Origin of the sequence: Colwellia sp. MB3u-41 (assembly GCF_014076845.1) — a bacterium.
In the GTDB taxonomy this organism is placed as follows: Bacteria; Pseudomonadota; Gammaproteobacteria; order Enterobacterales; family Alteromonadaceae; genus Colwellia_A.
On sequence record NZ_JACGUT010000058.1, the window covers coordinates 52,815 to 78,154 of the forward strand.

Sequence of the window (25,340 nt, forward strand, 5' to 3'; positions counted from 1 at the left end):
TATCTGAAAATTTAAGTTTAATAACCGTAATATTCATACCTAGTCGAAGAGTAAGGTACTAATTCATAATGAGGTTGTAAAAAAACGACTAAGTCAACCAACTCTGCAACCGTCATGACGTCATTGAAATTTTTCATTAAGGACTGACCATCCTTTTGAATTAACGTAAACGCATATCCCCTAGAAAAACGATGAGAAGGGTTAATAATAGCCGTCACAAGCTCCGCATAAGTTTTTACCTTAGTCGTTTTTCTTCCAATTTTAACTGATATATTGTCGGTATTCTTAATATCAGGTTGCTGCACGCCTTCTAAAACATGGCATGACAAACATTCATATTTCAACAATACCGCTTTACCTTTGGCAACGTCTCCTTGCGGTAAACTAAATCCTCTAGGAGAATCAGGGCCATTATCACAACTGACTATGGTGAAAATAAATAAAACAAAAATGCCGATAATTAACGTTTTCATAAATACCTCATTATAATTGCTTGGGCTAGATGAATTTACCGTCCATATAGCGGCTGAACACTAACCTCATTACGTTTAACATGAAATAATGGAATACAAAGCATTCGTTGTAGACTACGCCAAAAAACTTGAGTGACACTGATATAGATCAGTTTTTAATATAAAGTTCTTTTATCGAATGAACACGTTGTATTTGGAAATAAAGGTCAACTCAACCACGATGGACGAAACAACATAACAAGTCCTAAGATGAACATGACGCTACCACTTATTAATTTTAAGCGTTGGCCTGCCTCAATAGATAGTTTTTGGCTACTTAACGCAATAACCGCAATGGAAACAGCTAGGGTATCGTCCAATATATAACCCAAAATATAGAGACCAATATAGCCGTAATACATCGGCATCGATAACTCTTGTTGAGTCAAAATTGCCGTATACAACGCCGGAAATCCTGCCGTACACAATAATTCAATGAAATTGACAACAATCGCTAAAACAATGACTCCCAATAACGAAAGCCATAAAGCATGAGCATTGATGATTTTTCTCATTTGCGAATATAGGCCCGGCTTTGCGGTTTGGGGAATAGAGAGTGAAAATTTTATTCTTTGACTGAAAAAATCTCTGATATTTAAACTAGCCATCAATAACGCCAGCCCTCCCAACATTCTCACCACTGTTGTTGATAGACCAATATACATAAAAAGGTTTAGCCAAGCCGCTATAAACGCATAGTAAACCAGACCACTAACGACCACAAAAGTACCCGCGATAATGGCCATTTTCTTTCGGTCGCGTAAATGAACTAAGAGCGAGAGTAAAAATAGTAAAACCCACATAGCGCAGGGATTAAAACCATCAAGCAAGCCAATAACGAAGGTAAATACGGGTAAGCCAAAACGATCAACACTTATATTCCCTAGCACTTGAGAATCAATACTCTGTTGTGGTTGCTGTATGACTGTTTTTATTTGTGATGATCCTTCCCGACTCAAGAGTGCCACTAATTCTGGACCCGTATCTTCAGCGCTATGAAAACCAACATGAATTTTATCGCCAAAAATAAATGTTGGCACGCCAGGTGGCCATACGCCCGCTTTTTTTGAACGTGAGATAAGCGCTTCCCTTGCAACGCTATTATTGTCAATTGAATGGATCACTATACGTAAATGCGGATAATGGTTTACTAAAATAGGTAAGAATTTTTTTGCCTCTGCACAATGCGGGCAGCCCTCGCGAACGAACACTTCAAGAAAAGGCTTTTCAACAACATTTGTTTGATTTTCTATCGCATAGGCTGTGGGTATAGTAAAAAATAAAAAGGCAAATAATAAGTAACATTTAATAAATAAAAACACTAATAATAGAGTTGAATAGCCAGTTTTTCTCGTATCTAGCGAGCTAGTATCTTTCTTAAAAAATTGGACATTACGTGCTTTTTTCAACGTTAATAAACCTTATAGATATCATTGATAACACCCCAGTCAAATAGGTTGTTCATTCCTTTTTATAATGATAAACAAGTGAAATTTACCAACGTTAAAGGACTAAACCCAAAACTCAATGGGTTCGTTTTTACTATCGTTTTCAAAATGTCACTGCGCGTTATGATCCCCAGCAAATCGCCTAAATCGTTTGTTATCGGCATTGCACCTAAATATTGACTAAGCATGACTTGGCAAATTTCTCGAATATTCGTTTTTGGTGAAGCGGTAACAATCCAGTTATTCATCAACGCTTTAATTGGGTTTTTGGCTTGATTTCCTGTTTTATGAAGAACAGCGTGAGCTAACATATCACGGTCGGAAACAATGCCAATCAACCATTTATATTCACTTAATATCGGAAAATGATGAAATTTATGCAACTGAAACTTATTCCATGCCTCATCATAAAGCGTTTTTTCTGATAAAGACGCCACTGGGTGCGACATTATTTCTTCAGCAAAAAGGACTAATCTGCGCTTGTCCTTGGTATTGTCTTGATACGTTAAATTAATAACGTTTACATGTTTATCGGACGGAGCAGAATTATCCGTTAATTCTTGATAAATATTCTTTTTCTCATCCGAAAGTTTTTTCATTCTAGCAAACGCTGATAATGGTTCTACTTCTTTTTTGATCCTTAAACGGTCATCTCTGACAGGAACCGGTAACCCCATGCTATAAATCCAATAAGTCATAATCACGCTTCGATGAGTATTTCAAATAGTGAGCGTTGATGATGTTGTGATCTTCGCTAATTTACACTGATCTAAATCAGTGCACGGTTATTATTTTCTTATATAGTAAATGTCATTTATATTAATATGGAGAGATTTTGATGACAGCCTTTAATAAAAAAGTTGCTCAAAACCTTCGTAAGATAGCGGCGTTGCTCAAAGAACAAGACGCTAATTATTTTCGCTGTCAAGCCTATTTGCATGCCGCTCAAACAATAGAAAATTTACCACGAGACCTTAGAGTATTATTCGAAGAACAAGGTATCCAAGGACTTATTCATCTTCCCACTATCGGTACCGGTATCGCTCATTTGATTTACGAGCATATAAGCACGGGTCGAATGTCAAAACTAGAAAACTTGCAAGGATCATCAGATCCTGTCTCTTTATATCAGGTGATCCCAACAGTTGGCAGAGAATTGGCTCAAAGAATTCATGACAAACTTCATGTTAATACACTAGAAGAACTGGAAAGTGCCGTTCACACAGGCCAACTAAACCAGGTTGAAGATTTAGGAAAAAAACGCCAACAAGCAATAACTGACTGGCTTTCTAATATTTTTAATGAGCGAAATAAAAATCTCAGCGGCTATACCAGTAGATTCGATGAAAAAAAAAATTGGCCCGAGTGTTTCTCTGTTACTAAAAATTGATGCCCAATACCGCACTAAAGCTCAAGCAAAAAAATGACCTCTTATTGCGCCTAAACGATTTAATTTAGAAAATAAAGCATGGCTGCCTATTTTGCATGTAACACAGGAAAAGTGGCATTTTACTGCTATTTATTCAAATACCGAACGTGCGCATAAATTAGACAAAGTTTTTGATTGGGTGGTTATTTTTTTTCTATGATAATCACCATCAATAAGGCCATCATACCGTTGTAACTAAGACCCATGGTAATAACATAGGGAAACGCGTAGTCAGGGGTAGAGAGTATGAATGTCGAATATTTTACGAAACATCAAAGCAGGCTGTATAAACAAAACCATTAATATTTTTGGCACTTTATCCAAAAAATAAACGTTCGACTGATCTTGCTCAAGTGATCAATTACATCATTTAGTTTAATACCGGCAAACTATCATTAAGGAAATAAGTAAATGACAAAATATGAGATAGAACCTTTCAATTGGCAATATTTGCTAAATCAGCTTTCAATAGAATTAGAGAACAAAACAATTCACGTGGAAATAATAGGAGAAAGTATCGGAGATCTATTTAAAGCCCGAGACATGACCTTAATAGAGCTGATTTATGACAATAAAAAAGATACAGTTAAAATTGTGTGTGACCACCTGGTTCACTTGATAAAGTCACCATTAACTATTTCTTTTCAACAAGACCAAGGTGTTATGAATGCAATCGAAATTCTTGATGATCATGTTAAAAAGAATGTTGTTAAATTTAAAGACCCGTTTTTAGTCCCGCGCCCGTAATACATCAATAATTAGGTTGATTTATTTACTTTCACCTTACGCAAAGCAAATTTTATATATTGATCAACTTTGTGTGTTGATCAACATAGTATACTAATATCGCACATGTTCTAAATGAAGCTTATTTTGATAGGAGTCTCTTCTATGATCCTCAAACAAAGAGATGAAAACCGCCTTTTTTCTATTAAGCAAGTTTGTCGCTTCAACAGAAAAACAACTTCCTACAACAACCAATTGAGGATCAGACGATTCCCCAAGACTCTTTAATGATTTTTCTACCAGGCCACTTTTCACTACATTTCGTTTGTCATGCGGGAAGATAATCAAAGAACAGGTATCTAGCAGTTGCGATTCGCAGGTAACAGCAAGATCTTTATATTTAGTGGGTACTCTTTCTTTAACCAAGTTAGAGGGTAAGTTTCTCAATATACGAAATTTCATAAGTGCTCCATAGCTTTGTTAAAATTAAAATAAATAAACGTCTTATTTTTTAACCGATTAAAATGAAGTAACATCAACAATTGATGAGACACACGCAAAACTTACCAAAACACTTTTGATCATGAACTGATTAATGTCAGTAAGTGCACAGTTCATATCAAAATAGCTAATACATAAGTAAAATAATATCTAAACTGACGAGTAAAAATCAACAGCAAGCGGGCTGAGCTGGTTTCAGATGAAACATTCAGCCATGTTACTCAAAGGCCTGTTGCTATGTTAAGTTCTTTGGGTAAATAGAAGCCTTTTATCATCCCTAAATTTTTTAATGTGGTGTAGGCCAAAAAACTTATTTTTCGTTTGGTGGCGTATTGTTTCTACGATAAATAATGTGGTAAACAATGCCCACTAACAGACTGCCACCCACTAAGTTTCCCAATATAACCGGTAATAAGTTATTAAAAAAACCAGCCCAAGTAACCGTTTCTGCCGCTAAGCTTGTGGTATTAAAAACTTTTTCTAACATGGCTAACGGAATAATATACATATTAGCAATACAGTGTTCAAAACCTGCCGCAACAAAAGCAGAAATAGGAAAAACAATGGCTATCGCTTTATCGATAACAGTACGTCCTGCAAAAGCCATCCATACTGCCATGCACACCAATACATTACATAACACTCCTTTAAAAAAAGCACTCCAAAATGGCATCGCGGTTTTTACCATCGCTATCTTTATATACTGATCAGCAATTGCGCCATTATTCATTTCGGTATGACCCGAAAGAAACACTAATACCGCCAAGCCTGCAGCACCAACAAAGTTAGCAAAGCAAACTATAATCCAGTTTCTCAGGAGCTCTACACTCGTTATTTTCCCCCCTGCCCACGCCATGACTAACAAATTATTACCCGTAAATAATTCTGCGCCAGCAACAATCACCAAGATTAGCCCTAAAGAAAATGCCAAACCGCCAACCACTTGGCTAGTAGCGAAGCCAAGGGAAGCATCAGATTTAATTAAGACAAAATAAAGCGCTCCCAAACCTATAAATGCACCTGCAAGTACACCTAACATGAACAAAGATAGAAAAGGTAAATGCACTTTTACAACACCGACATCATTTACCCGTTGAGCAATTTCTTTAGGTGAAAATGCATCAGAGCCGAATATTTCAGACATAGTTATTTCCTTAATAACATACCTTGATGATTTTACTTTAGCTTTATAAAGGTGAGCAACCTAACTAAAGTAAGCATCGCCTGATTTAAATCAGGCAAGTAATAGTTAGTCTAAAAAACGTCCAATACTTACTGCTACACTGGTGAAATAAATGGATTATAAGAAGGTGTTGTTATGTGTGCCGATCTCGTTAAAACAATCTGCCCTTTTTGCGGCGTTGGTTGTGGCATGTGTTTAAAAATAAATGAGCAAGGTCAACTACTGAGTGTAGAGCCACAACAAAACCATCCTATAAGTCAGGGGAAACTCTGTGAAAAAGGTTGGAGCACTCCTTACGCTATTAATACCAATGAACGGATAACTCAACCATTAAAGCGTATCAACAAAAAATTTTATCCGATTAGCTGGCAAGAAGCATTAACCACCATAGCTTGTGAGTTAACCTCGATAATTGATGAGTCAGGTAGTCAAACTGTAGGGATTATTAGTAGCGCTAGAGCCAGTAATGAGGATAATTATGCCGCGCAAAAATTTGCCCGTGCGGTATTAAAAACCAATAATATTGACCATTGCGCCAGAATTTGTCACAGCCCAACGGTTGCAGGTCTAAAACAATCTTTAGGCTCTGGTGCTATGACCAATAGCGCCAAAGACATTTTTGACACTGATTTAATATTAGTTTTTGGCGCTGATCCTACCGAAAACCATAGCATTTTGGGTGGGCATATCATGCAAGCGCACGCTCAAGGTACTGAACTGATTGTTGTTGATCCCAGAGTAACTCGCCTTGCCAAGCTAACCTCCATGCATTTACAACTAAAACTCGGCAGTAATATTGCGTTAATCAACGCGTTATTGCATGTCATCATAAAAGAGCAATGGTTCGATAAAAACTTTATTTCGTCACGTACTCAGGGGTTTGAGCAACTAGCACTGCATGTAAAAGATATAACCCCAGAATCAGTTGAGAGTATTACAGGCGTTAGCGCTGAGTTAATTCGCACCACAGCAAGAGCTTATAGCCAAGCAAAACGCGCGATGATTTTCTACGGCATGGGCATAACCCAATATGTAAGCGGCACTAACAATGTTATCTCGCTGGCTAATTTAGCATTAAGCTGTGGTCATATAGGTAAAGTAGGTACTGGCGTTAACCCACTGCGAGGACAAAACAACGTGCAAGGAGCATGTGACATGGGCTGTTTACCAAATGTTTTCCCCGGTTATCAAGGGGTAGCTGAATTAGAAAGCCAAGAAAAATTTAGCAATGCATGGGGAGCAAAAATCGCTCAGCAGCCGGGGTTAACGTCGCTTGGCATGACTAAAGCGGCTCAATCAGGCGATTTTCACGCCTTACTACTTTTTGGGGAGGATCCTGTGGTAACCGATCCCGATCAAAATCATGTAAAATCGTCTTTAAAGAATCTTGATTTATTGGTGGTCGCCGAACTCACCATGACAGAAACGGCAAAATTGGCCGATATTATTTTACCTGCAGCTTCTTTTGCCGAAAAAGACGGTACCTTTACCAATTGCGAGCGACGCGTACAAAAAGTAAATCAAGCCTTAGCACCACGGGGTGAAGCTAAAGGTGATTGGCAATGGTTACAAGCGCTCGCCAAGCAAATGGGTAGTCAGTTACTAAACTGGCAAAACAGCGAAGAAGTATTTAATGAGATGGCCTCGTTAACTCCTGATTATCAAGCGATGACTTACCAAAAAATTAGTGATAACTCAGGCTTACAATGGCCATGCACCTTTGATGCTCCAGAGGGCACGTCTATTTTACATCAACAAAGTTTTCCTATTGGTAGAGCACGATTTATTTGCGTTAATCACGTTGATATCGATGAGCCAATCGATGACCTCTTTCCACTATTATTAACCACTAACCGTTTACATTTTCACTATGGTTGTGGCTCAATGACGCGTAAATCTCCTTTATTAGAAAGAGAAACACCGCCTGGCCTTCTCTTTATTAATCCTATTGATGCTCAGGCACTCGATATTACCCATCAAGCGCCAGTGAGTATTAAGTCTCGTCGCGGCTATGTTGAAACTCGCGCTATGCTCAGTGACGATGTACCTGTTGGTTTAGTTGCTATGCCTTATCATTTTAAAGAAGCACCCTCTAATCAGCTGACGAATACTGCACAAGACCCTGTCACCAAAATGCCTGAGCTTAAAGCTTGTGCCGTTGCGGTAACCCCATTAGCCAAAGGACAACCCCCTAAAACAATACAACAACTACAAGGCGAGCAATAATATGGAAATTTATCTGCTAGATAATTTGGACTTGCTTCAGCAACATTTACTCATTCAACATCAACTTTATCAAGTCATCGAAGATGACAATGGGCAGTGTTCTTGGCAACAGCAAACTAAAGAAGGTAATGCCCCCCTTATTGCCAAGCTGCCCCAAAGCTCAGCTAAAGATTTTTTCTTTGCTGAACATGAAAACTTACTGATTTTTAATGGTGAATATTTTCAAGAAACGCTACCAAAACCTGCCCCTTTTGTATTGTTTGGTGCACTAAGCTGTGACCTTACTGCCATCAGTTACCAAGATAAATTCTTTAAAGACGACCCTTATTATCAAGCAAGGCGTCAACACTGTTTACTCGTAGGACTTGATTGCGTAAGGCCATGTCAGCAAGGATTTTGTCCAACGGTAGATGCGGGCCCAGGGGTTAGAGAGCAGAGTGCTGACATTATTTTACATCCTTTAGAAAACCAACAATGGTTAGTGATCACGACGAGTGATAAAGGTAGTGAAGCAGTTAAAGGCTTAGCACTTAGCGTCGCACACTGGCATTTATTAACTCAACGCGATCTTGTCTTACATCAATGTGAACAAGACTTTCCCGACAACACTTATATTACTCAAGCGATAGACAAGCTTAATAGCGGCGAAATTAAGGATTCATTTTGGCAGCAACTGGCGGTGCAATGCCTTGGCTGTTCGGGGTGTACCACCTTATGTCCTACTTGTTCTTGTTATAGCACTCGCAGTATTACTGTTGAATCGGAGCAGAAAAAAGTGATAAAACAGCAACGCTTTTGGGACTCTTGCCTTTATGAAGGTTTTCAACGAGAAGCCAGTTTTCACAACCCTTCAAGCGATGCTGGTAAAAGAGTTCAACGATTTTGGCACCATAAATTTGGCAATGAGTTTTTCACTGAATTTAACCGCCATGGCTGTGTAGGATGTGGCCGCTGCGAGCAAACTTGCCCTGGTGTTATTGGCATACATAGCGTAATGAAAAGGATTAATAGCGATGCTTAATCATACTCCAGATGCAATTGAATTAGTGGATTATATTGATGATGGTGAAAAGGCTCGTCATTATCAATTTCGCTTGCGCAACATAACTAGCCAGGCAACAACGTACGACTGGCAAAGTGCCCAACCTGGACAGTTTTTTATGCTCAATGTCCCCAGTATTGGTGAAGCCGCTTTTACTTTTACTGAGCCTCCTAATGAACAAGGAGAGTTTCGTGCTTTAATTCGTCAAATGGGTAAACTTACCCATACTTTATTTACCCTGCCCAAAGGTGAAATTCTTGGTGCTCGTGGTCCTTTTGGACATGGGTGGCCGTTAGAGGAAATTATTGGCAAAAATATTATTATTATTGCTGGTGGTTGCGGCTTAGCACCTTTAGTCAATTTAATTAATGGTTTGATTGATAATCTAGCAGATGATCAACGAGTCGTCTTAGTTTATGGGGCACAAAGCAAGCGAGCGCAATTATTGTCTCCTGAACGTGAACGTTGGCAAGCGCATATTAAAATTTATAACACCTTAAATGAAATAAAAGATCAATACACCTTAGCCGAAAATGAAAGCCAAGGGACACCACTGGATATAATAGATACAGCAATGTCTGCCTTTACCAAGCCACCAGCAACAGCACTCCTTTGCGGCCCCGAAATAATGATGTACCGCGCTGCAAAACAGTTAGTTAATAAGGGAATGACCAACGATGCTATTTTTCTCGCCATTGAAAGACGTATGCATTGCGCCGTTGGGCTATGTGGTCATTGCTATTTACATGAACACTATGTTTGCAAAAAGGGTCCTACGTTTAGTTGGCAAGAATTACAATCCCTCGTTTAGGGATAATTGCTTTTGTTCAGCCTTAGCGATATGAATACTTGCTTTAACAACAGAGTCTGGGTTTAAGGAAATTGAATCGATACCAGCTTCCACCAAAAATTCGGCAAATTCAGGATGATCAGATGGCGCTTGCCCACAGATCCCTACTTTACAATGGTGCTGATGAGCCACTTGGATCATTTGCGCAATCATGATTTTTACCGCCTCATTTCTCGCATCAAATAAGGGTTTTAATTCGATGGAGTCTCTGTCTATACCCAACACTAATTGCGTCAAATCATTACTGCCAATAGAAAATCCATCAAAACGTTGGGCAAACTGCTCAGCTAAAATAATATTTGATGGGATTTCACACATAACGTAAACCTGCAAACCATTAAGACCACGAGTGAGTCCTGCCTCTGCCATTACCGCTAATACTTGGTCAGCTTCACTGGGCGTTCGACAAAAGGGGATCATAACAATAATATTATCAAAGCCCATCTCTTGACGAGCTTTGATAATGGCTTTGCACTCTAGTTTGAAAGCATCTCGATAAAGCGGATGATAATAACGAGAGGCACCACGTAGCCCTAACATAGGGTTTTCTTCTTCAATTTCAAAAAATTCACCCGCTAATAAACCTCGGTATTCATTTGATTTAAAATCTGACATACGCACAATCACAGGTTTAGGATATTGCGACGCTGCGATTTTACCAACACCTAAAGCAAGTTTATCAATAAAATAATCAGGAGGATTTTGATACCCTTGGGTTAATTGGTCTATTTTAGCGCGCACCTTGTTATCGCTTATTTTTTCAGGCTGTATCAACGCCATGGGATGTAAACAAATTTGGCTAGAAATAATGAATTCAATACGCGTTAAACCAATGCCCGCAACGGGTAATGACCACCACTGAAAAATACCATCAGGCATGGCCGCATTGATCATAATATCTGTTTTAGTTGTTGGTATATCAGCTAAATTAACCGCATGTTCTTCAAAAGCTAATTTGCCTTGATACACTTTTCCTATTGAACCCTGTGCACAACTTAACGTCACCTCTTGCTCATTTTGCAATAACTGTGTGGCATTTTCACAACCGACAATAGCGGCTACTTTTAACTCGCGACTTACAATGGCCGCATGACTGGTTGGACCGCCACTATCCGTTATAATTCCTGCCGCTCTACGCATAATTGGCACCCAATCAGGATCCGTTTTTTGCGTCACTAGAACCGCCCCATCTGGAAATTTATCGATATCTTTAGGGCTATCTATTTTAAATACGTTCCCTGTAGCAATAGCGCTGCCGACACTTGCCCCTTGAACAAGCACTGTTGACTCTTCTTTTAGCTGATAATTTACTAAGACTGAGCCCACCTTTTGCGACTCTACTGTTTCAGGCCTCGCCTGAACGATATAAAGTTGCTGGCTAACAGAGTCTTTCGCCCATTCCATATCCATAGCACAGCCATAGTGTTGCTCTATTTTGACTGCCCAGCGAGCAAGAATTAGAATTTCATGGTCCTTAAGAACGAGTGTCGCTCTCTCATCCTCACTCGTATCAAGGGTAATAGTTGGCTGTTCTAGTGATGAGGAAAACAGCATTTTTTGACGTTTGTTACCACAGTTTTTTTCAATAATAGGTCGCAAGTGTTCTTGGTTAAGTAAAGGCTTATAAACCATAAAACTATCGGGTGTTACTGTGCCCTTAACAATGGTTTCACCCAACCCCCAGGCGCCATTTATCACGACAACATCAGGAAAACCTGTTTCAGTGTCAAGACTAAACATCACTCCGGCACAATGAGCGTTAAGCATTTGTTGAACACCAACACAAAGCGCCAATTGTTGATGGTCAAAGCCTTGCTCTTGGCGGTAAACGATTGCTCTATCAGTATAAAGTGAAGCAAAGCATTGACGACAAGCTTCAAGCAAATTGTCTTCACCAGTAACATTTAAATAGCTTTCTTGCTGACCGGCAAAACTCGCTTCAGGCAAATCTTCAGCGGTGGCTGAGCTTCTAACCGCGACACTGATATTGTCTTGTTCTTTTTCTTGAGAATTTTCTTTAGAAATCCGCTTTGAAAGCTCTTTATAGGCGCTACAAATTTCTTCTTGTTGCGTTGCTGTGAAATCTCCTTGGCTGATCAATGCCCTAATAGCTTTCCCCGTTAATGCTAAACTTTTAGCACCGGCAATATATGATTGTAAGTGTTGCTTAATAAGTTCATCAAGGTTGTTTTGACTTAAAAAGTCACGAAATAATTGGGCGCTAGTGGCAAAACCTGTAGGCACCGCAATGCCACTTTTCGACATAGCCGTGATCATTTCCCCTAGGCTCGCATTTTTACCGCCTACTTTAGCGACATCGGCAATGGTTAACTCATCAAACCAATAGAGGTAAGGACTATTAATATGAGTAGAAATATTAGCGTTATTGATCATGATGCTCTTCCTTATTTTTTGATTTATGCTTTTATCTTAACGGTTAGGCTTGAGGATTTTTGGAAAGCTGTGCAGATAAATAGTTAAGCATTTTGTTAAAGGTATTCACTTGGGAGTAATCACCCTCAGCAATACTGACACCCGTAGATTTTTTTAAAGCGATTAAATAATTGATAAAATCCATGGAATCTAAATCACATTCTTCACGAATATCTTCATCCATATTAATATCCTCTTGTTCAATTTCAGGCGCTGCCTCTTGAATAGCTTCAATAATAATTTGTTGAATATTTTGTTGAGTATATGTGCTGCTCATAAGCATTCCGGTTTTTGTAATTTTTTAGCCAAATAGTTAAGAAACTTAGCGGCTAACATGCCATCAATTACTCGATGATCAGCGCTCAAACTTAACGTTAATACTTGTGCTATCACCATATCATCATTAACAACTTTGACTATGTCTCTCACTTTACCAAAGCCTAAAATAGCCACTTGTGGTGGATAAATGATACCAAAAACACTGTCTGCTCCACGCTCCCCCATATTCGTCACTGTAACGGTGGCATCCATTAATTCTGAGCTGCGTAAGTGTCCGCTTCGACTACGTTCGGTAATATCTCGCAGACCTTGCATAAGCTCAGTTATTGATAATTTATCAACATCATGTATCGCTGGCACCACTAAACCACCTTGGCGTAAACTAATGACATTACCTATATGAATGGCACTGACTTGTTCAAAGTGATCGCCTTGAGGTAAATCACTTTGAGATATGTCCTTTTGGTAGAAACCGTTGAGCTTGGGATATTTAACCAAGGAGTTCGCCAACGCTTTTAATAATAATGCCAGTAAGATCACATGGTCTTCTGGTGGGCTTGTTTGATTTTGTTGTTGTAACCATTGTTGCGCACTCGTGATATCGACTTCTACGCTTAAATAAAAGTGTGGGATTTCCTGTTTTGATTTAGTCATTGCTACTGCGATAGCATTGCGCATATTTTGTTCTGTAGTACCCGCAAACTTAAGTTTCTTACTGTTTAGCTGTTTTTTATCTGTTAATAAAGGCGTTAGGTCATTTAACAAAATAGCCCCTTGCGGACCGTTTCCTATAATGCCAGTTAAATTTATCTGTTGCTCTTTTGCCAAACGTCGAGCAATAGGCGATGCTTTAACATCACTGATTTTGACATCAAGTACGTTAACTTGCTTATTAACGGGAGACGTTTCAACAACCGGAACAGATGTTTCATTTACTTTGTCCACTGCAGGTACTACTGACTTAACTATTTTATTCGATGGTTCTGCTAAAGCAATGCGTGCCAATATAGTACCAACAGGTACTTCTATAACAGGTTCAACTAATATTTCTGTGATAGTACCGCTAGAATACACCTCCATGTCGATAGCTCCCTTTTGTGTTTCTAGTACGGCAATAATGTCACCACTATTAACTTTATCGCCTTCTTTGACTAACCACTGAGTTAACGTACCTTCGGTCATATCAGCGCCCAGTGAAGGCATTGTTATATCTTCAAGCTCTGCCACGCTGCTTTTAACTTTATCACTTGGTGTCGATGTCATTATCGCGCTACCATAATATTTTGAGCCGCTGTCACGATTTGTTCAACTTGAGGTAATGCTGCTTGCTCAAGGTGGCTAGGATAAGGAATAGGAACTTCTACCGTACAAAGCCGTTTAACTGGTGCATCTAAATGCCAAAAAGCTTGTTCCATAATAATTGCACTAATCTCTCCTGCCAAACTGCCCGTAAGCCAAGCTTCATCAATGATAATCGCACGATGTGTTTTGGTGACACTGGCAACAATAGCCTTTGTATCAAGAGGCCGTAAACAGCGTAGGTCTAACACTTCAGCGCTAATATTTAATTTTTTAAGTTGTTTAGCTGCAGATAATGCTTTATGTAAACTGCCTCCATAGGTGATCAAACTAACATCGGTTCCTTGCTGTCGAACTAACGCTTTTTCCATGCTTACTTCACTGTTTTCTAAAACGTCTCCACGCGTATTTAACAACATGACATGCTCAAAAATCACCACAGGATCGGGATCCGCTAATGCTTGAATTAACATATGCTTTGCATCAGTATGCGTTGCCGGACTTAACACTTTTAAACCAGGAATATGCGCATAAAAATTTTCCCAACTATGGGAGTGTTGTGCGGCAAGTTGTAGACCTGCGCCACATGCCATGCGAATAACCAATGGCACATTTACCTGTCCTCCTGACATATGGCGCAGTGTTGCTGCACTATTAACAATTTGATCCATCGCCAATAAGCTAAAATTAACCGTCATCACTTCAATAATTGGGCGCATGCCACCCAATGCAGCGCCTACGCCTACACCAACAAAACCCGATTCACATAAAGGTGTATCAATAATTTTATGCTCACCATATCGTTCAAGTAATCCTTTACTAACACCATAACAGCCGCCATAACAACCGACATCTTCACCCATCAAAAATACGCGGTCATCATCAATAAGCGCCTGCTCAATACCCGCTCGCAAAGCTTCGCGATAAGTCAACACTTGCTCGCTCATGATTGCTCTCCTTGGCTTGTATTAGTCGATGATACAGCTGGGCTATAAACATCTTTAGTTAGATCCGATATCGGCTCCCATTCGCCTTGTTCTGCAAACGTAATCGCTGCTTGTATTTCATCCTTTATTTCAGCTTCAATGCTGCTAATTTCTTTATCTTCTAGACGGTTATTATCTTTTAACCAAGTAATTAAACGGATCACCGGACCTTGTTCTTGCCATAACTTCACTTCAGCCTTATCTCGGTATAACTGTCCATCAAAGCTTGAATGTCCACGAAATCGATAACTTTGACACTCTAAAAAATACGGCTTATTAGTTTCTCTGATTTGATCAACCGCTTTGCTACTTGCCGCTTCAATATCAACAACATTCATGCCATCAACCTGCACTGCGGTCATTCCATAGCTACTGGCTTTTTTAGCAATATTGGTTTCAGATTCAGACAGTGCCAACGCTGTTCCCATGGCATAGCGATTATTTTCACAAATGAATAGCACCGGTAATTGCCATAACACGGCTAGGTTCATTGCCTCATGAAACTCCCCTTCAGCAACAGCACCTTCACCAAAAAAACACACGGTTAGCGCTTGTTGCTCTTGTTTTTTATTTGCCATAGCCAGGCCTACTGCTAAAGGTAAACCACCACCAACAATGGCATTACCACCGTAAAAATGCTGGCTTTTATCAAATAGGTGCATAGAGCCGCCGCGCCCTCGGCTACAGCCATTAGTACGACCATACATTTCGGCTAAAATAGACTTCATTGATAAGCCACGCGCCAATGCATGACCATGCTCTCGATAAGTGGCAACAATATTATCTTTAGCGCAAAGGGTTGACATTACACCAACCGCAATGGCTTCTTCACCAATGTATAAATGCAAAAAACCACGGATTTTTTCTTGCGCATAAAGCTCGGCACATTTTTCTTCAAAGTGTCGAATGCGTAACATTTTTTTGAGCTGCGCAAGTAAATACGTTCGATCAAGGTGTAATTTATGCTTCATTGCTCATCACTCTCTAAAGTTGATATGTCGCCTAGTGGCAAGCCCAGTTCTCGTGCTTTAAGTAAACGACGCATTATTTTGCCGCTGCGAGTTTTGGGTAAGTTTTGTCGAAATACTATTTCTTTTGGGGCAACCGCTGCGCCAAGTTTTTTACGGGCAAAGCCTTTAAGCTGCTTTTGTAATTGCTCACTTGGGATTACGCCTGATTTTAAGGTAACGTAAGCCTTAACAACCTCTCCAGCGATGTCATCCGGTATGCCAATAACGCCTACCTCAATCACATCTTCATGTTCCATCAAGGCACTTTCTACTTCAAAAGGACCTATTAAGTGACCCGATGATTTAATTAAATCGTCAGCGCGGCCTACAAACCAGTAGTAACCTTGTTCATCTCTATAAGCTAAATCACCGCTGAGATACCAGCCTTGTGTGAAACAATGTTGGTATTTTTCATTTTGGTGTAGATAGCCACGAAACATTGATGGCCAGCCTTGTTTTAATGCTAATTCGCCAATTTGATTTGCTTCACTGAGTACTTCGAGAGTCACTTGCTCACTTTCTTTATTAGTTCGCTTAACAATTCCTGCCTCAATACCAGGTAATGGCAAGCCCATAGCGCCGGGTTTAATTGGCATGCTGGCATAGTTGGCAATCATTATTGCTCCCGTTTCTGTTTGCCACCAATTATCATGAAAAGGCAAACCGAGAACACGTTCACTCCACACAACAGCTTCAGGATTAAGTGGCTCACCGACACTAGCGATAAAACGCAGGTGTGATAAATCATATTGCGCTCGTATCTCACAACCTGCTTTCATTAACAGTCGAATAGCGGTTGGCGCGCTATACCAAACATTGACTTGCTGTTGCTCAAGTATTTGATACCAACGCTCTACGTCAAATTCAGCCTCATCAACAATCATGGTGGCACCAAGACATAAAGGCGCAATAATGCCGTAAGTAGTACCGGTGACCCAACCCGGATCAGCCGTACACCAATAAATGTCGGTTGCATGTATATCAAGCGCATAATAAGCAGAAGATTTATGTGCCACGACGGCATGATGAACATGAACAACCCCTTTAGGTTTCCCTGTAGTACCGCTGGTAAAGTGCAATAAAGCCATATCATCTGGCGATGTTTTTACACAAGGTAAACCCGCGTTGGCATTTTCCATTAATTTAGTTACCGCATAGCAACCATCATCAAGGACACCTACTCCGTCAATTAATAAAATAGCCTTTAAGTGAGGCAATTCTTGCCACCATTTAGCGACTTTTTTTCGATACAAACTCATGGTGGTAACGAGGACATTGGCTTCACCTATTTCCATGCGAGAACGAATAGGTTCAGGACCAAAATCTGAAAATAAGGGAGTGAAAACACAACCGGCTTTTAAGGTACCTAAGGCTGCAATATATAATAAAGGTAATCGACCTGCTAAGCTGAAAACGCGACTGCACGGTTCAAGGCCAAGTGTATTTAACACACTAGCAAAACGGCTGGTTTGTTCAGCTAAATCGCGATAGGTAAAATCAACACATTGATTTTGCTTACCAAGCCAACGCAAGGCTATTTTGTTTTCATTTGGGGTGTTTAAATGGCTATCAACAGCTTGATACGCAATATTGAGTTGCGGCGTTATACTAGGCCAATTAAAGTGTTGATAGCATTGTTGATAATCAGGTAAATTACTTACTTGATTATCACTAGTATATTTATTAATTATTTTTTTATGCATACTTTATATTTGCAGTTTTGTTTAATGAACAGCCCATATACTTCTCAAACAAGTTAGATATAAACTTAGGTATAGTATTTGTACAAATTCCTCCTATGCTTTTCAATGATCTAAATCAGTTAGTTATTAATGCCTTCTAAAACCTTCACCGCTTAACCTTTATTAGCGCAATGAAATAGGTTTAAGTGATGGGTTATTCGACAAACATGATAACTGACTCGCTTAAGCCAGCGTATTGCTTCTACCTCTTTTTTTGCTTACGACACAGTGACATTGCCTGTGGTAATATTACTCATTGCGTTATTTCTCAGCGGGTTTAATTGGGCCAATAATTTTTCGTAAGCTTTACTCGCTAGTTGAGCATTTTGATGCCAATGTTGTTGATCTATATTGTCAGTAATATGTCTAACAATGGTCATAAATTGCTTTACATATACCACTAAATCGTCATTATCTTTTACGGCAAAAGCACAATACTCTTCCTCATCAAAGCACTCATGCAAACGCTGTAAATGATCTAAAATATCAATAGCTGCTACTAGCTGTTGCCACTGAGGATTATTTGCTTTGTCTAAATGAATAAAATCGACATAAGCATCAGTTTCAATCGCCCAATCAATGTATCAGCAGGGAATTGATCAGGGATAATAATGTGCTCTAAGCCACTCATTCGCTCTTGCATCATGCTTATGCCAACAAAAATCAAACCCAATCCTGCTAATGCAAAGCCGATGGAGGCAATGCGCTCTTTAACGAACAATTTAAGAATAGCGCCAATAAAAACAACCGGTAAAATAACGGTACCTAGCTTTAATTTAAAGCCTAATAGAACCACTAACCAATCTGTAATAGTGGTTCCTGCATTGGCACCAAAAATAATACCTAATGACGGTGAAAACGTCATTAAGCCAGCACCAACAAAACCAACAGCAGCTACCGTTAACGCACTTGATGACTGCAATATCGCTGTACAAGTAACGCCTGTCAAAGCAGCAGAAAATGGGCTTTTAGTGAGTTTTTTAGTGAATTACAAATAATGCCTCCTGCAAGTTCGTGTAATGTTCCAGTCATCACAATCATGCCTAATAAAAAAATACCAAGCCCACCAAGCACCTGAAATAAGATGGTTAAATGATTAATATAAGCCCCTTCATTAATACCGTTCTCACTGCATTTAAAAGTTTATCTTTAACCTTGCCCCTGACTTATGTCAGGTAAAAACGATTTTTCCTTTAATTTAAGATAATTACAACATTAGACATTTAGTAGATTCAGATGATCTAACTACACTGATCATATTGTCCTAACGATAGGAATAAAAATATGAGGACTTGTCATGTACAGATTGGCTGATATGCTTTTATTACTGAGTTGTGCATTTTTGACCCTAAACGCACAGTCAATGCAAAGTATCCCCACACAAATGGCAAAGCAAGCTAGTTATACCGAAGTGCCCTTACTTAACATAAAAGGTGCTATAGGACCGGCGATAAGTGATTATCTAGTTAGGGAAATATCTCTAGCTAACGCTAATACTAATACGCCACTGATATTAATTACTTTAGATACTCCCGGCGGTTTAAGTGCCAGTTTACGTGACATTAATAAAAGTATACTCGGTTCAACCGTGCCAATAGCTTGCTTGGTATATCCGCAAGGAGCTCGCGCAGCAAGCGCTGGCACTTATATCCTTTATGCTTGCCACATTGCAGCAATGGCTTCGGCGACTACGCTTGGCGCAGCAACTCCGGTAAATATTGCTTCGCCCATAGTGTCAGAGCCCAAAGGTAAATCTGAAAAAAATAAGACTACTTCTATGGAAAAAAAAGTGCTTAATGATGCTATTGCCTATATTCGTTCCTTAGCTCAATTACGTAATCGCAATGCCGAGTGGGCAGAAAAATCGGTAAGCGATGCCGCCACTTTAACGGCAAGTGAAGCGTTAAAAACCAAGGTTATTGATATAATCGCCGAAACGCCACAAGCGCTAATGGAGCAACTAAACGGTAAGGAAGTATCAATAAACCAACAAGTTATTCAATTAGATCTCACTAATGTAAACCTAACCACCAAAAGGCCCGATTGGCGTAGCCAATTTCTTGCCACCATTACCGATCCTAATATTGCCTATATTCTAATGCTAATAGGTATTTACGGCTTAATGCTAGAGTTTTACAGCCCTGGTATAGGTGTTGCTGGAGTGATTGGTGGCATTTCATTATTTGTCGCTCTATATGCTTTTCAATTACTACCAGTAAATTATGTTGGCGCGGGTTTAGTTATTTTAGGCATAGTATTATTGATCGCAGAGTCTTTAGTGCCCAGCTTTGGTGTTTTTGGCATAGGCGGTGTTGCTGCTTTTGTTATAGGTTCAATCTTTTTATTTAATACCGATCTAGACCATTTCAAAGTGTCATTGCCACTAATATATGGAATTGCATTTACCTCTACATTTTTTATTGTTTTCGCTTTAGGTTTTATTTGGCGGGCAAGAAAAAATAAAGTCGTTAGTGGCCAAGAAGAATTCATTAATGCTTGGGTAGCTGTTGATGAAGACTTCACTGAAAACGGCTACGTTATATTCAATGGTGAGCGTTGGGCTGCTTATTCTTTACAGCCAGTAAAAAAAGGTCAAAAAGTTAAAGTCCTATCTATCAAGGGGTTAAAACTAAATCTAGCCTCAACTGCCACATTAGTTACCGATAAGGAGCAAACTAATGCCTCCCATACTTAATAATATTGAGATATTTTCAACGTCGATAATATTTTTATTTATCGCCATACTGCTAAGCGCCTTTCGAATTTTAAGAGAGTATGAACGCGGCGTTATTTTTTTACTTGGCCGCTTTTATAAAGTAAAAGGTCCTGGCTTCATTATTGTTATTCCTTTAATTCAGCAAATGGTGAAGGTGGACTTACGTACCGTAGTTATGGATGTTCCCAGCCAAGATGTAATTAGTCGTGATAATGTTTCGGTAAAGGTCAATGCCGTTATTTATTTTCGAGTGATAGATCCACAAAAAGCTATTATTAATGTTGAAGACTTTTTGCAAGCAACCTCACAACTAGCACAAACCACGCTAAGATCTGTTTTAGGGCAACATGAACTCGATGAAATGCTCGCTAATAGAGATATGTTGAATACCGACATTCAAACCATTCTAGATGAGAGAACTGATGGTTGGGGCATTAAAGTTTCAAATGTTGAAATTAAACACGTTGATTTAAATGAAAGCATGATCCGAGCAATTGCCCAACAAGCGGAAGCAGAACGAACACGTCGTGCAAAAGTGATTCATGCCTTAGGAGAACTGGAAGCATCAGGAAAGTTAACAGAAGCAGCCAGTAAACTATCAGAACAACCAAATGCTATTATGTTGCGCTATTTACAAACGTTAACCGAAATTGCAGGCGAAAAAAATTCCACCATTCTTTTTCCTTTGCCAATGGAGTTGATAAATGGCTTATTAGAAAAAAATATAAAAGGTAAAAACACTGAAAACTATTAAAAGATCAATCTTAGAAAGATCGCAAAACGATTAGGAATAATTAGCAACCAAAATCGTAATTAAGATGAATACATAAAAAAAGCCTATATTGCTAGATAGGGTTAAAGTATTGAACTTGAAGACAACTCAGTCTTTGATTAAAACAACGAATGATCTCTCTCTTGTAAGCCTCAGTCATAAAGCTACTGTTAATAGTCTCAATTACAATAGCTTTATTCTTAACTGCTTCTGAGATAAATTTTACAGCTAACTTAACGTTTAAACCCAATCATTGTGCAAATTCAATGAAGTCATACCCAATATATTGACCATATGGGGTATTAAAACCCAGCGCTAACTCATTATTATTTTCTGCTGTTTTCAGTAAAGGCCGTGCTAAATAGCTATCCAAGAATGTATCTAAGTATCGGGCTGTAGATACAAAATCATAAATTGGCGCAAGTCTATTTTCTCTTCATTTGGCATAATAATACAAACATTTCTCAAGTGGAGGTCGTTTCTTCTGCTCAGTGCCTTAGTTTTATTATGATCTCTTGGCTCATATATCCTCCAAATAAATATTTTAAACAAATAATAGCGCATTTCCTTTAAAAAAATAAAAATCAAACTAGAGCTTTAATATCTATTTTTATAATTTAAAGGCAAAATATGGTATGTGATACTGTAATTTAAATACATTCTGATCCTTACAAACAAAATGATGCCTTTAAGTCCAGATATAAGCTTGAAGGAGTTACGAAGATCGCCTGAAATTAAATTAGGTCATATGACCCCCCCTAAATAGGTGACCAGATTATATACTGACCTCGTTTCACTGATTACAAGTTCCTAATCGCTTTATCCAAGCCTTGCTTTGATAATTTAACCGCTTGTAGTGGTGTTAAACCATCTGGATATTCTTCTTGTTCTATAACAAACCACTTTGTACCACCAACCATTATATCTGCTTTTAATACGCTATCCCAATCAGTGACATCATCCCCAACAATCTGTCGTTTGCCATTAATTGCCATTTTAGCAGCTATGTCTTTTGGTAATTTTGCTTTGATATGAGTGGTCAATGTACGATTAGGATAACGATTGATATATTCTACAGGGTCTTTTTCAGCGAGTGTCACCCAACCAACATCCATTTGTAACACAAAATCTTTAGGGGTTGATATGGCAATGTGATCCCAGAATGTTGAGCCTTTATAGGCATTAAATTCTTGGTCGTGATTATGAAAACCAAAACGAAAGCCTTCCGCTGTCAGCTTAGTATATAATAGGTTTACGTCAGTGATAAAGTTATCCACTTCATCTGAATTCCACGCTCTCTCATCCCAGGGAATGATTAACGTATCAATGCCTAAAGCTTTATAATAAGCCACGGTTTGTTCAAAAACATTATCTTCATAGACGTTAAAATTAGCATGTGCAGCACTGACTTCTAATCCTAAATTATCTAAAAAGCTTTTAAGTCCTTTAGCATTATCTTTATAAGGTCCAAAATCTCCCGCAAATTCAACACCGTCAAACCCCATTGCGGCTAATTTAGTTAACGTACCTTCAAAGTCGTTTTTAAGCTCATTTTTTACTGACCATAACTGCACACTCAGTTTAGGAATTAACTTGTTTTTATATTGTTGTGTAGGGTTATCTTTATTAACGTGAGAAGTACACGACATGCTGAAAATGCACACCATAGTTACCCATGTTATTAATGTTAATCGTTTCATTCTTCTTCCTATTGGCTTGAATACTTTTTAAATTCAGTGATAAATGCTATATGCGTTTAGCGGCTACTTCTTTAACGGCATAATCAACCGCTCTCGCGGTTAATGCCATAAAGGTTAAACTAGGGTTTTGAACGGCTGAAGAACAAAAACTCGCACCATCAGTCACAAATAAATTAGGTATATCATGACTTTGATTAAAACCATTCAAAATCGATGTCTTTGGGTCACGTCCCATTCGCGCGGTACCTAACTCATGAATTGCGATACCTGGAGGACGGTGTGTAGACCTGCCAGATACATTCTTCAATCCGGCAGCTTTTAACATCTTAATAGATTGTTCTGCTGCATCCTCCATCATTAACTGTTCGTTTTCTGTATAACGAACATCGAACTCGATTTGAGGAATACCCCATTTATCTTTTAATGTTGGATGCAGACGCATTTGATTTTCAAATCTTGGTAACATTTCACCTTGTGCATATAGACCAAAACGCCATTTACCCGCTTGTTTTATTTTATTTTTATATTCAACACCTAAACCATCTTGATGTTGTTGTGAATCCCATCCCTCTCGGTAGGCACTAGCTCCTAGCGCATAACCTCTTAAGAAGCCACGTTTTGGATCTGGCTTATAATAGAAATTAGGCATCATAAGGCCTGAAGGTCTTCGGCCTGAATAATACTCGTTTTCAAAACCATCAATATCACCAGAAGCGACCGAATTATAATTGTGATCCATTAAATAATGGCCAAGCACACCCGAGCTATTAGCAATACCATTAGGAAACTTTTTCGAGGTAGAGTTCATCAAGATTTGTGTTGAGCCAATAGTAGATGCACAAACAAAAATGACTTTAGCAAAATATTCGCGTTCACTTAAATCATTGTTATCAATTACGCGTACACCTTTTACACGATTAGTTTTTTCATCATAAATAAGACTATGTACTACGCTGTTAGGCGCGATGTGTAAATTACCTGTTTTTGCTGCAGCAGGTAATGTTGAGCTTTGGGTAGAGAAATAAGCACCATAAGAACAACCTGCATGGCATTCATTACGCGCCTGACATTGAACGCGCCCTTGTGATATATGTAATTTTGAAGGTTTTGTTAAATGAGCCGTTCGTCCCATAATTAAAGGTCGTTCGGGATATAACTCAGCAAATTTTGCTTTTATTGCCTTCTCTGGTGCCATCATTTCAAAAGGTGGCAAAAATTCGCTGTCGGGTAAATTAGGTAAGTTTTCTTTAGATCCACTTATACCTGCATGTATCTCAACATGTGAATACCATTTTTCAATATCTTTAGTGCGAATTGGCCAGTCATTACCATATCCATCGAGCTTGTTAGCATTAAAATCATATTCACCTAAACGATAGGTTTGTCGGTGCCATAATAACGATTTTCCACCGAGCATATTCCCGCGTATCCAAGAGAATTCAGTACCAGGTTTAGTAGTATAAGGTAAGTCTCGATCATTGCCGAAAAGTTGCTTGGTCGCATTACCAAAAGCGTAACATTGCTTTTGGATATTATGTTGCTGGTCGACTAAAATATTTTCCACTTTCCCACGATGTTCTTGTTTCCACAATGGCGTATTTTCCCCCGAATAGTCTTTGCGATGTTCAACAACACCGCCACGCTCTATCATCAGCGTTTTATAACCACGTTCACAAAACTCTTTTGCTGCCCAGCCACCTGAAATTCCTGAGCCAATAACAATCGCATCATAAACTTCACTGCTTTTATTTATATATACTTGTTCTTTCATTTTTATTTTCTCATACCAAAGAAGTTGTTATGTCGATTACTTAATTAAATAAACCACGCGTTGCCCAAGTTGGATCAGACTTTTTATACGGTATTGAACCTTTAAATCCGCCCGGAACGGGGTCATAACGTAACTCTTGTGTGGCTCCAACTTCAGAGGTGTAATATCCAAAACAAATATATTGTTTCAACAACTTAAAATCTGCACGCTGAATTTGATCAAAACTGTGCTCTCCTAAATCAAGTTCAGTCAACAGTTGAAACTGTTGCTTTGCAGTCAGCTTGATAAATGAATTTGATCCCTGCTGTTTAGCACGACTATCAATCAGTGTTAATAGTGCTAGCACCGTATTTTGGTCTTCTTTGGTGTGACAATGATAAAGTTGATTATCAATAAAACCATGGGTATCAACTTCTGCTGCGCCTAATGTATCGGTTTTAGGAATAACAATTGAACAAATTTGCTTAAGTAATACCAATTGATTTTTATTAAAGATTTTACCGTCAGTGAGCATATTGTCATTGCTTGGCACATAGGCCATCGCAACAGAAATAGCATTTCCTGTTACCAGCGAACCAACGGCAACACCGCCCAACATAGTGGTAAAACCTTTCAGAAAATGTCGTCTAGATTTTTCATTCGTTCTTATTGACGCTGATGCAGTTATCGATGCATTATCATTTTTCATAACAAACTCCCCCTTAATTGATGCTTT

Annotated in this window: 22 protein-coding genes and 1 pseudogene; 7 read left to right on the forward strand and 16 right to left on the reverse strand. The window is 38.9% G+C overall.

Translation table 11 applies throughout. From position 1 onward, the window contains the following. Positions 1 to 17: 17 nt before the first annotated feature. The 3 genes from H4J73_RS05850 to H4J73_RS05860 form a co-directional block, all read right to left on the reverse strand. Complete coding sequence (locus tag H4J73_RS05850) at positions 18 to 473, reverse strand: cytochrome C (RefSeq protein ID WP_182181294.1); 456 nt, start codon at positions 471 to 473, stop codon at positions 18 to 20. A 206-nt stretch (positions 474 to 679) separates the two neighbouring features. Further along, complete coding sequence (locus H4J73_RS05855; protein WP_182223766.1) at positions 680 to 1,921, reverse strand: glutaredoxin domain-containing protein; 1,242 nt, start codon at positions 1,919 to 1,921, stop codon at positions 680 to 682. Positions 1,922 to 1,983: 62 nt separating this feature from the next. Further along, complete coding sequence (locus H4J73_RS05860) at positions 1,984 to 2,658, reverse strand: HPP family protein (RefSeq protein WP_182181296.1); 675 nt, start codon at positions 2,656 to 2,658, stop codon at positions 1,984 to 1,986. A 140-nt stretch (positions 2,659 to 2,798) separates the two neighbouring features. Here H4J73_RS05860 and H4J73_RS20200 point away from each other — a divergent pair, with 140 nt between their 5' ends. After that, complete coding sequence (locus tag H4J73_RS20200) at positions 2,799 to 3,350, forward strand: helix-hairpin-helix domain-containing protein (RefSeq protein WP_259366738.1); 552 nt, start codon at positions 2,799 to 2,801, stop codon at positions 3,348 to 3,350. A gap of 450 nt (positions 3,351 to 3,800) precedes the next feature. Next, positions 3,801 to 4,136 (forward strand): DUF5335 family protein, encoded by a 336-nt coding sequence (locus tag H4J73_RS05870; RefSeq protein ID WP_182181297.1) that lies wholly within the window; start codon positions 3,801 to 3,803, stop codon positions 4,134 to 4,136. A 93-nt stretch (positions 4,137 to 4,229) separates the two neighbouring features. Here the strand turns inward: H4J73_RS05870 and H4J73_RS05875 are convergent, their stop codons facing one another. Together H4J73_RS05875 and H4J73_RS05880 are read right to left on the reverse strand one after the other, a co-directional pair. Further along, entirely contained in the window at positions 4,230 to 4,577 is a 348-nt protein-coding gene (locus H4J73_RS05875; protein WP_182223767.1) for a hypothetical protein, read from the reverse strand. Between the two features lie 349 nt (positions 4,578 to 4,926). Beyond that, positions 4,927 to 5,760: a formate/nitrite transporter family protein gene (locus H4J73_RS05880; protein WP_182181299.1), complete on the reverse strand. Its 834-nt coding sequence runs from the start codon at positions 5,758 to 5,760 to the stop codon at positions 4,927 to 4,929. A 174-nt stretch (positions 5,761 to 5,934) separates the two neighbouring features. On the opposite strand from H4J73_RS05880, the gene fdhF reads away from it, so the two are divergent. Genes fdhF through H4J73_RS05895 form a run of 3 tightly spaced genes read left to right on the forward strand, consistent with a single transcriptional unit; the run spans position 5,935 to position 9,878 of the window. Beyond that, on the forward strand, positions 5,935 to 8,025 hold the full coding sequence (fdhF, locus tag H4J73_RS05885; RefSeq protein ID WP_182223768.1) for a formate dehydrogenase subunit alpha: 2,091 nt from the start codon (positions 5,935 to 5,937) through the stop codon (positions 8,023 to 8,025). 1 nt (position 8,026) lies between these two features. Beyond that, positions 8,027 to 9,046: a 4Fe-4S dicluster domain-containing protein gene (locus H4J73_RS05890; protein WP_182223769.1), complete on the forward strand. Its 1,020-nt coding sequence runs from the start codon at positions 8,027 to 8,029 to the stop codon at positions 9,044 to 9,046. Next, positions 9,039 to 9,878 carry an FAD-binding oxidoreductase gene (locus tag H4J73_RS05895; RefSeq protein ID WP_182223770.1) on the forward strand — a complete coding sequence of 280 codons (840 nt, stop codon included), beginning with the start codon at positions 9,039 to 9,041 and terminating at the stop codon, positions 9,876 to 9,878. Before H4J73_RS05890 ends, H4J73_RS05895 begins: the two co-directional genes overlap by 8 nt. On the opposite strand, the gene ppsA is transcribed toward H4J73_RS05895, so the two are convergent. From ppsA to H4J73_RS05935, 8 genes and pseudogenes are all read right to left on the reverse strand, one after another. Continuing rightward, positions 9,861 to 12,311 carry a phosphoenolpyruvate synthase gene (ppsA, locus tag H4J73_RS05900; RefSeq protein ID WP_182181303.1) on the reverse strand — a complete coding sequence of 817 codons (2,451 nt, stop codon included), beginning with the start codon at positions 12,309 to 12,311 and terminating at the stop codon, positions 9,861 to 9,863. The genes H4J73_RS05895 and ppsA overlap by 18 nt on opposite strands. 43 nt (positions 12,312 to 12,354) lie before the next feature. Beyond that, positions 12,355 to 12,627 (reverse strand): acyl carrier protein, encoded by a 273-nt coding sequence (locus H4J73_RS05905; RefSeq protein WP_182181304.1) that lies wholly within the window; start codon positions 12,625 to 12,627, stop codon positions 12,355 to 12,357. After that, a complete protein-coding gene (locus H4J73_RS05910; protein ID WP_259366736.1) occupies positions 12,624 to 13,892 on the reverse strand; it encodes a dihydrolipoamide acetyltransferase family protein in 1,269 nt (422 codons plus the stop codon). Before H4J73_RS05910 ends, H4J73_RS05905 begins: the two co-directional genes overlap by 4 nt. Beyond that, positions 13,892 to 14,875: an alpha-ketoacid dehydrogenase subunit beta gene (locus H4J73_RS05915; protein WP_182181305.1), complete on the reverse strand. Its 984-nt coding sequence runs from the start codon at positions 14,873 to 14,875 to the stop codon at positions 13,892 to 13,894. Before H4J73_RS05915 ends, H4J73_RS05910 begins: the two co-directional genes overlap by 1 nt. Next, positions 14,872 to 15,885, reverse strand: coding sequence for a pyruvate dehydrogenase (acetyl-transferring) E1 component subunit alpha (gene pdhA, locus H4J73_RS05920; protein WP_182181306.1), 1,014 nt, complete (start codon positions 15,883 to 15,885; stop codon positions 14,872 to 14,874). The genes H4J73_RS05915 and pdhA overlap by 4 nt, the downstream gene beginning before the upstream one ends. Beyond that, positions 15,882 to 17,627 (reverse strand): acetate--CoA ligase, encoded by a 1,746-nt coding sequence (gene acsA, locus H4J73_RS05925; RefSeq protein ID WP_182181307.1) that lies wholly within the window; start codon positions 17,625 to 17,627, stop codon positions 15,882 to 15,884. The genes pdhA and acsA overlap by 4 nt, the downstream gene beginning before the upstream one ends. A 257-nt stretch (positions 17,628 to 17,884) precedes the next feature. Continuing rightward, complete coding sequence (locus H4J73_RS05930) at positions 17,885 to 18,046, reverse strand: hypothetical protein (protein ID WP_182181308.1); 162 nt, start codon at positions 18,044 to 18,046, stop codon at positions 17,885 to 17,887. A 152-nt stretch (positions 18,047 to 18,198) separates the two neighbouring features. Next, positions 18,199 to 18,636: pseudogene (locus H4J73_RS05935) on the reverse strand (Na/Pi symporter); the annotation flags it as partial. 327 nt (positions 18,637 to 18,963) lie between these two features. Between H4J73_RS05935 and H4J73_RS05940 the strand changes: the two are divergent. Both H4J73_RS05940 and H4J73_RS05945 read left to right on the forward strand, forming a co-directional pair. Further along, positions 18,964 to 20,361, forward strand: coding sequence for a nodulation protein NfeD (locus H4J73_RS05940; RefSeq protein WP_182181310.1), 1,398 nt, complete (start codon positions 18,964 to 18,966; stop codon positions 20,359 to 20,361). Then, positions 20,345 to 21,136: a slipin family protein gene (locus H4J73_RS05945; RefSeq protein WP_182181311.1), complete on the forward strand. Its 792-nt coding sequence runs from the start codon at positions 20,345 to 20,347 to the stop codon at positions 21,134 to 21,136. Before H4J73_RS05940 ends, H4J73_RS05945 begins: the two co-directional genes overlap by 17 nt. An 818-nt stretch (positions 21,137 to 21,954) precedes the next feature. Here the strand turns inward: H4J73_RS05945 and H4J73_RS05950 are convergent. From H4J73_RS05950 to H4J73_RS05960, 3 genes are read right to left on the reverse strand one after another with little or no spacing between them, the layout of a single operon-like run. Further along, positions 21,955 to 22,854, reverse strand: a complete 900-nt coding sequence (locus tag H4J73_RS05950; RefSeq protein WP_259366735.1) for a sugar phosphate isomerase/epimerase — start codon at positions 22,852 to 22,854, stop codon at positions 21,955 to 21,957. Between the two features lie 46 nt (positions 22,855 to 22,900). After that, positions 22,901 to 24,625 carry a GMC oxidoreductase gene (locus tag H4J73_RS05955; RefSeq protein WP_182181312.1) on the reverse strand — a complete coding sequence of 575 codons (1,725 nt, stop codon included), beginning with the start codon at positions 24,623 to 24,625 and terminating at the stop codon, positions 22,901 to 22,903. A 40-nt stretch (positions 24,626 to 24,665) separates the two neighbouring features. Further along, positions 24,666 to 25,313, reverse strand: a complete 648-nt coding sequence (locus H4J73_RS05960) for a gluconate 2-dehydrogenase subunit 3 family protein (RefSeq protein ID WP_182223772.1) — start codon at positions 25,311 to 25,313, stop codon at positions 24,666 to 24,668. Between the last annotated feature and the right edge of the window lie 27 nt (positions 25,314 to 25,340).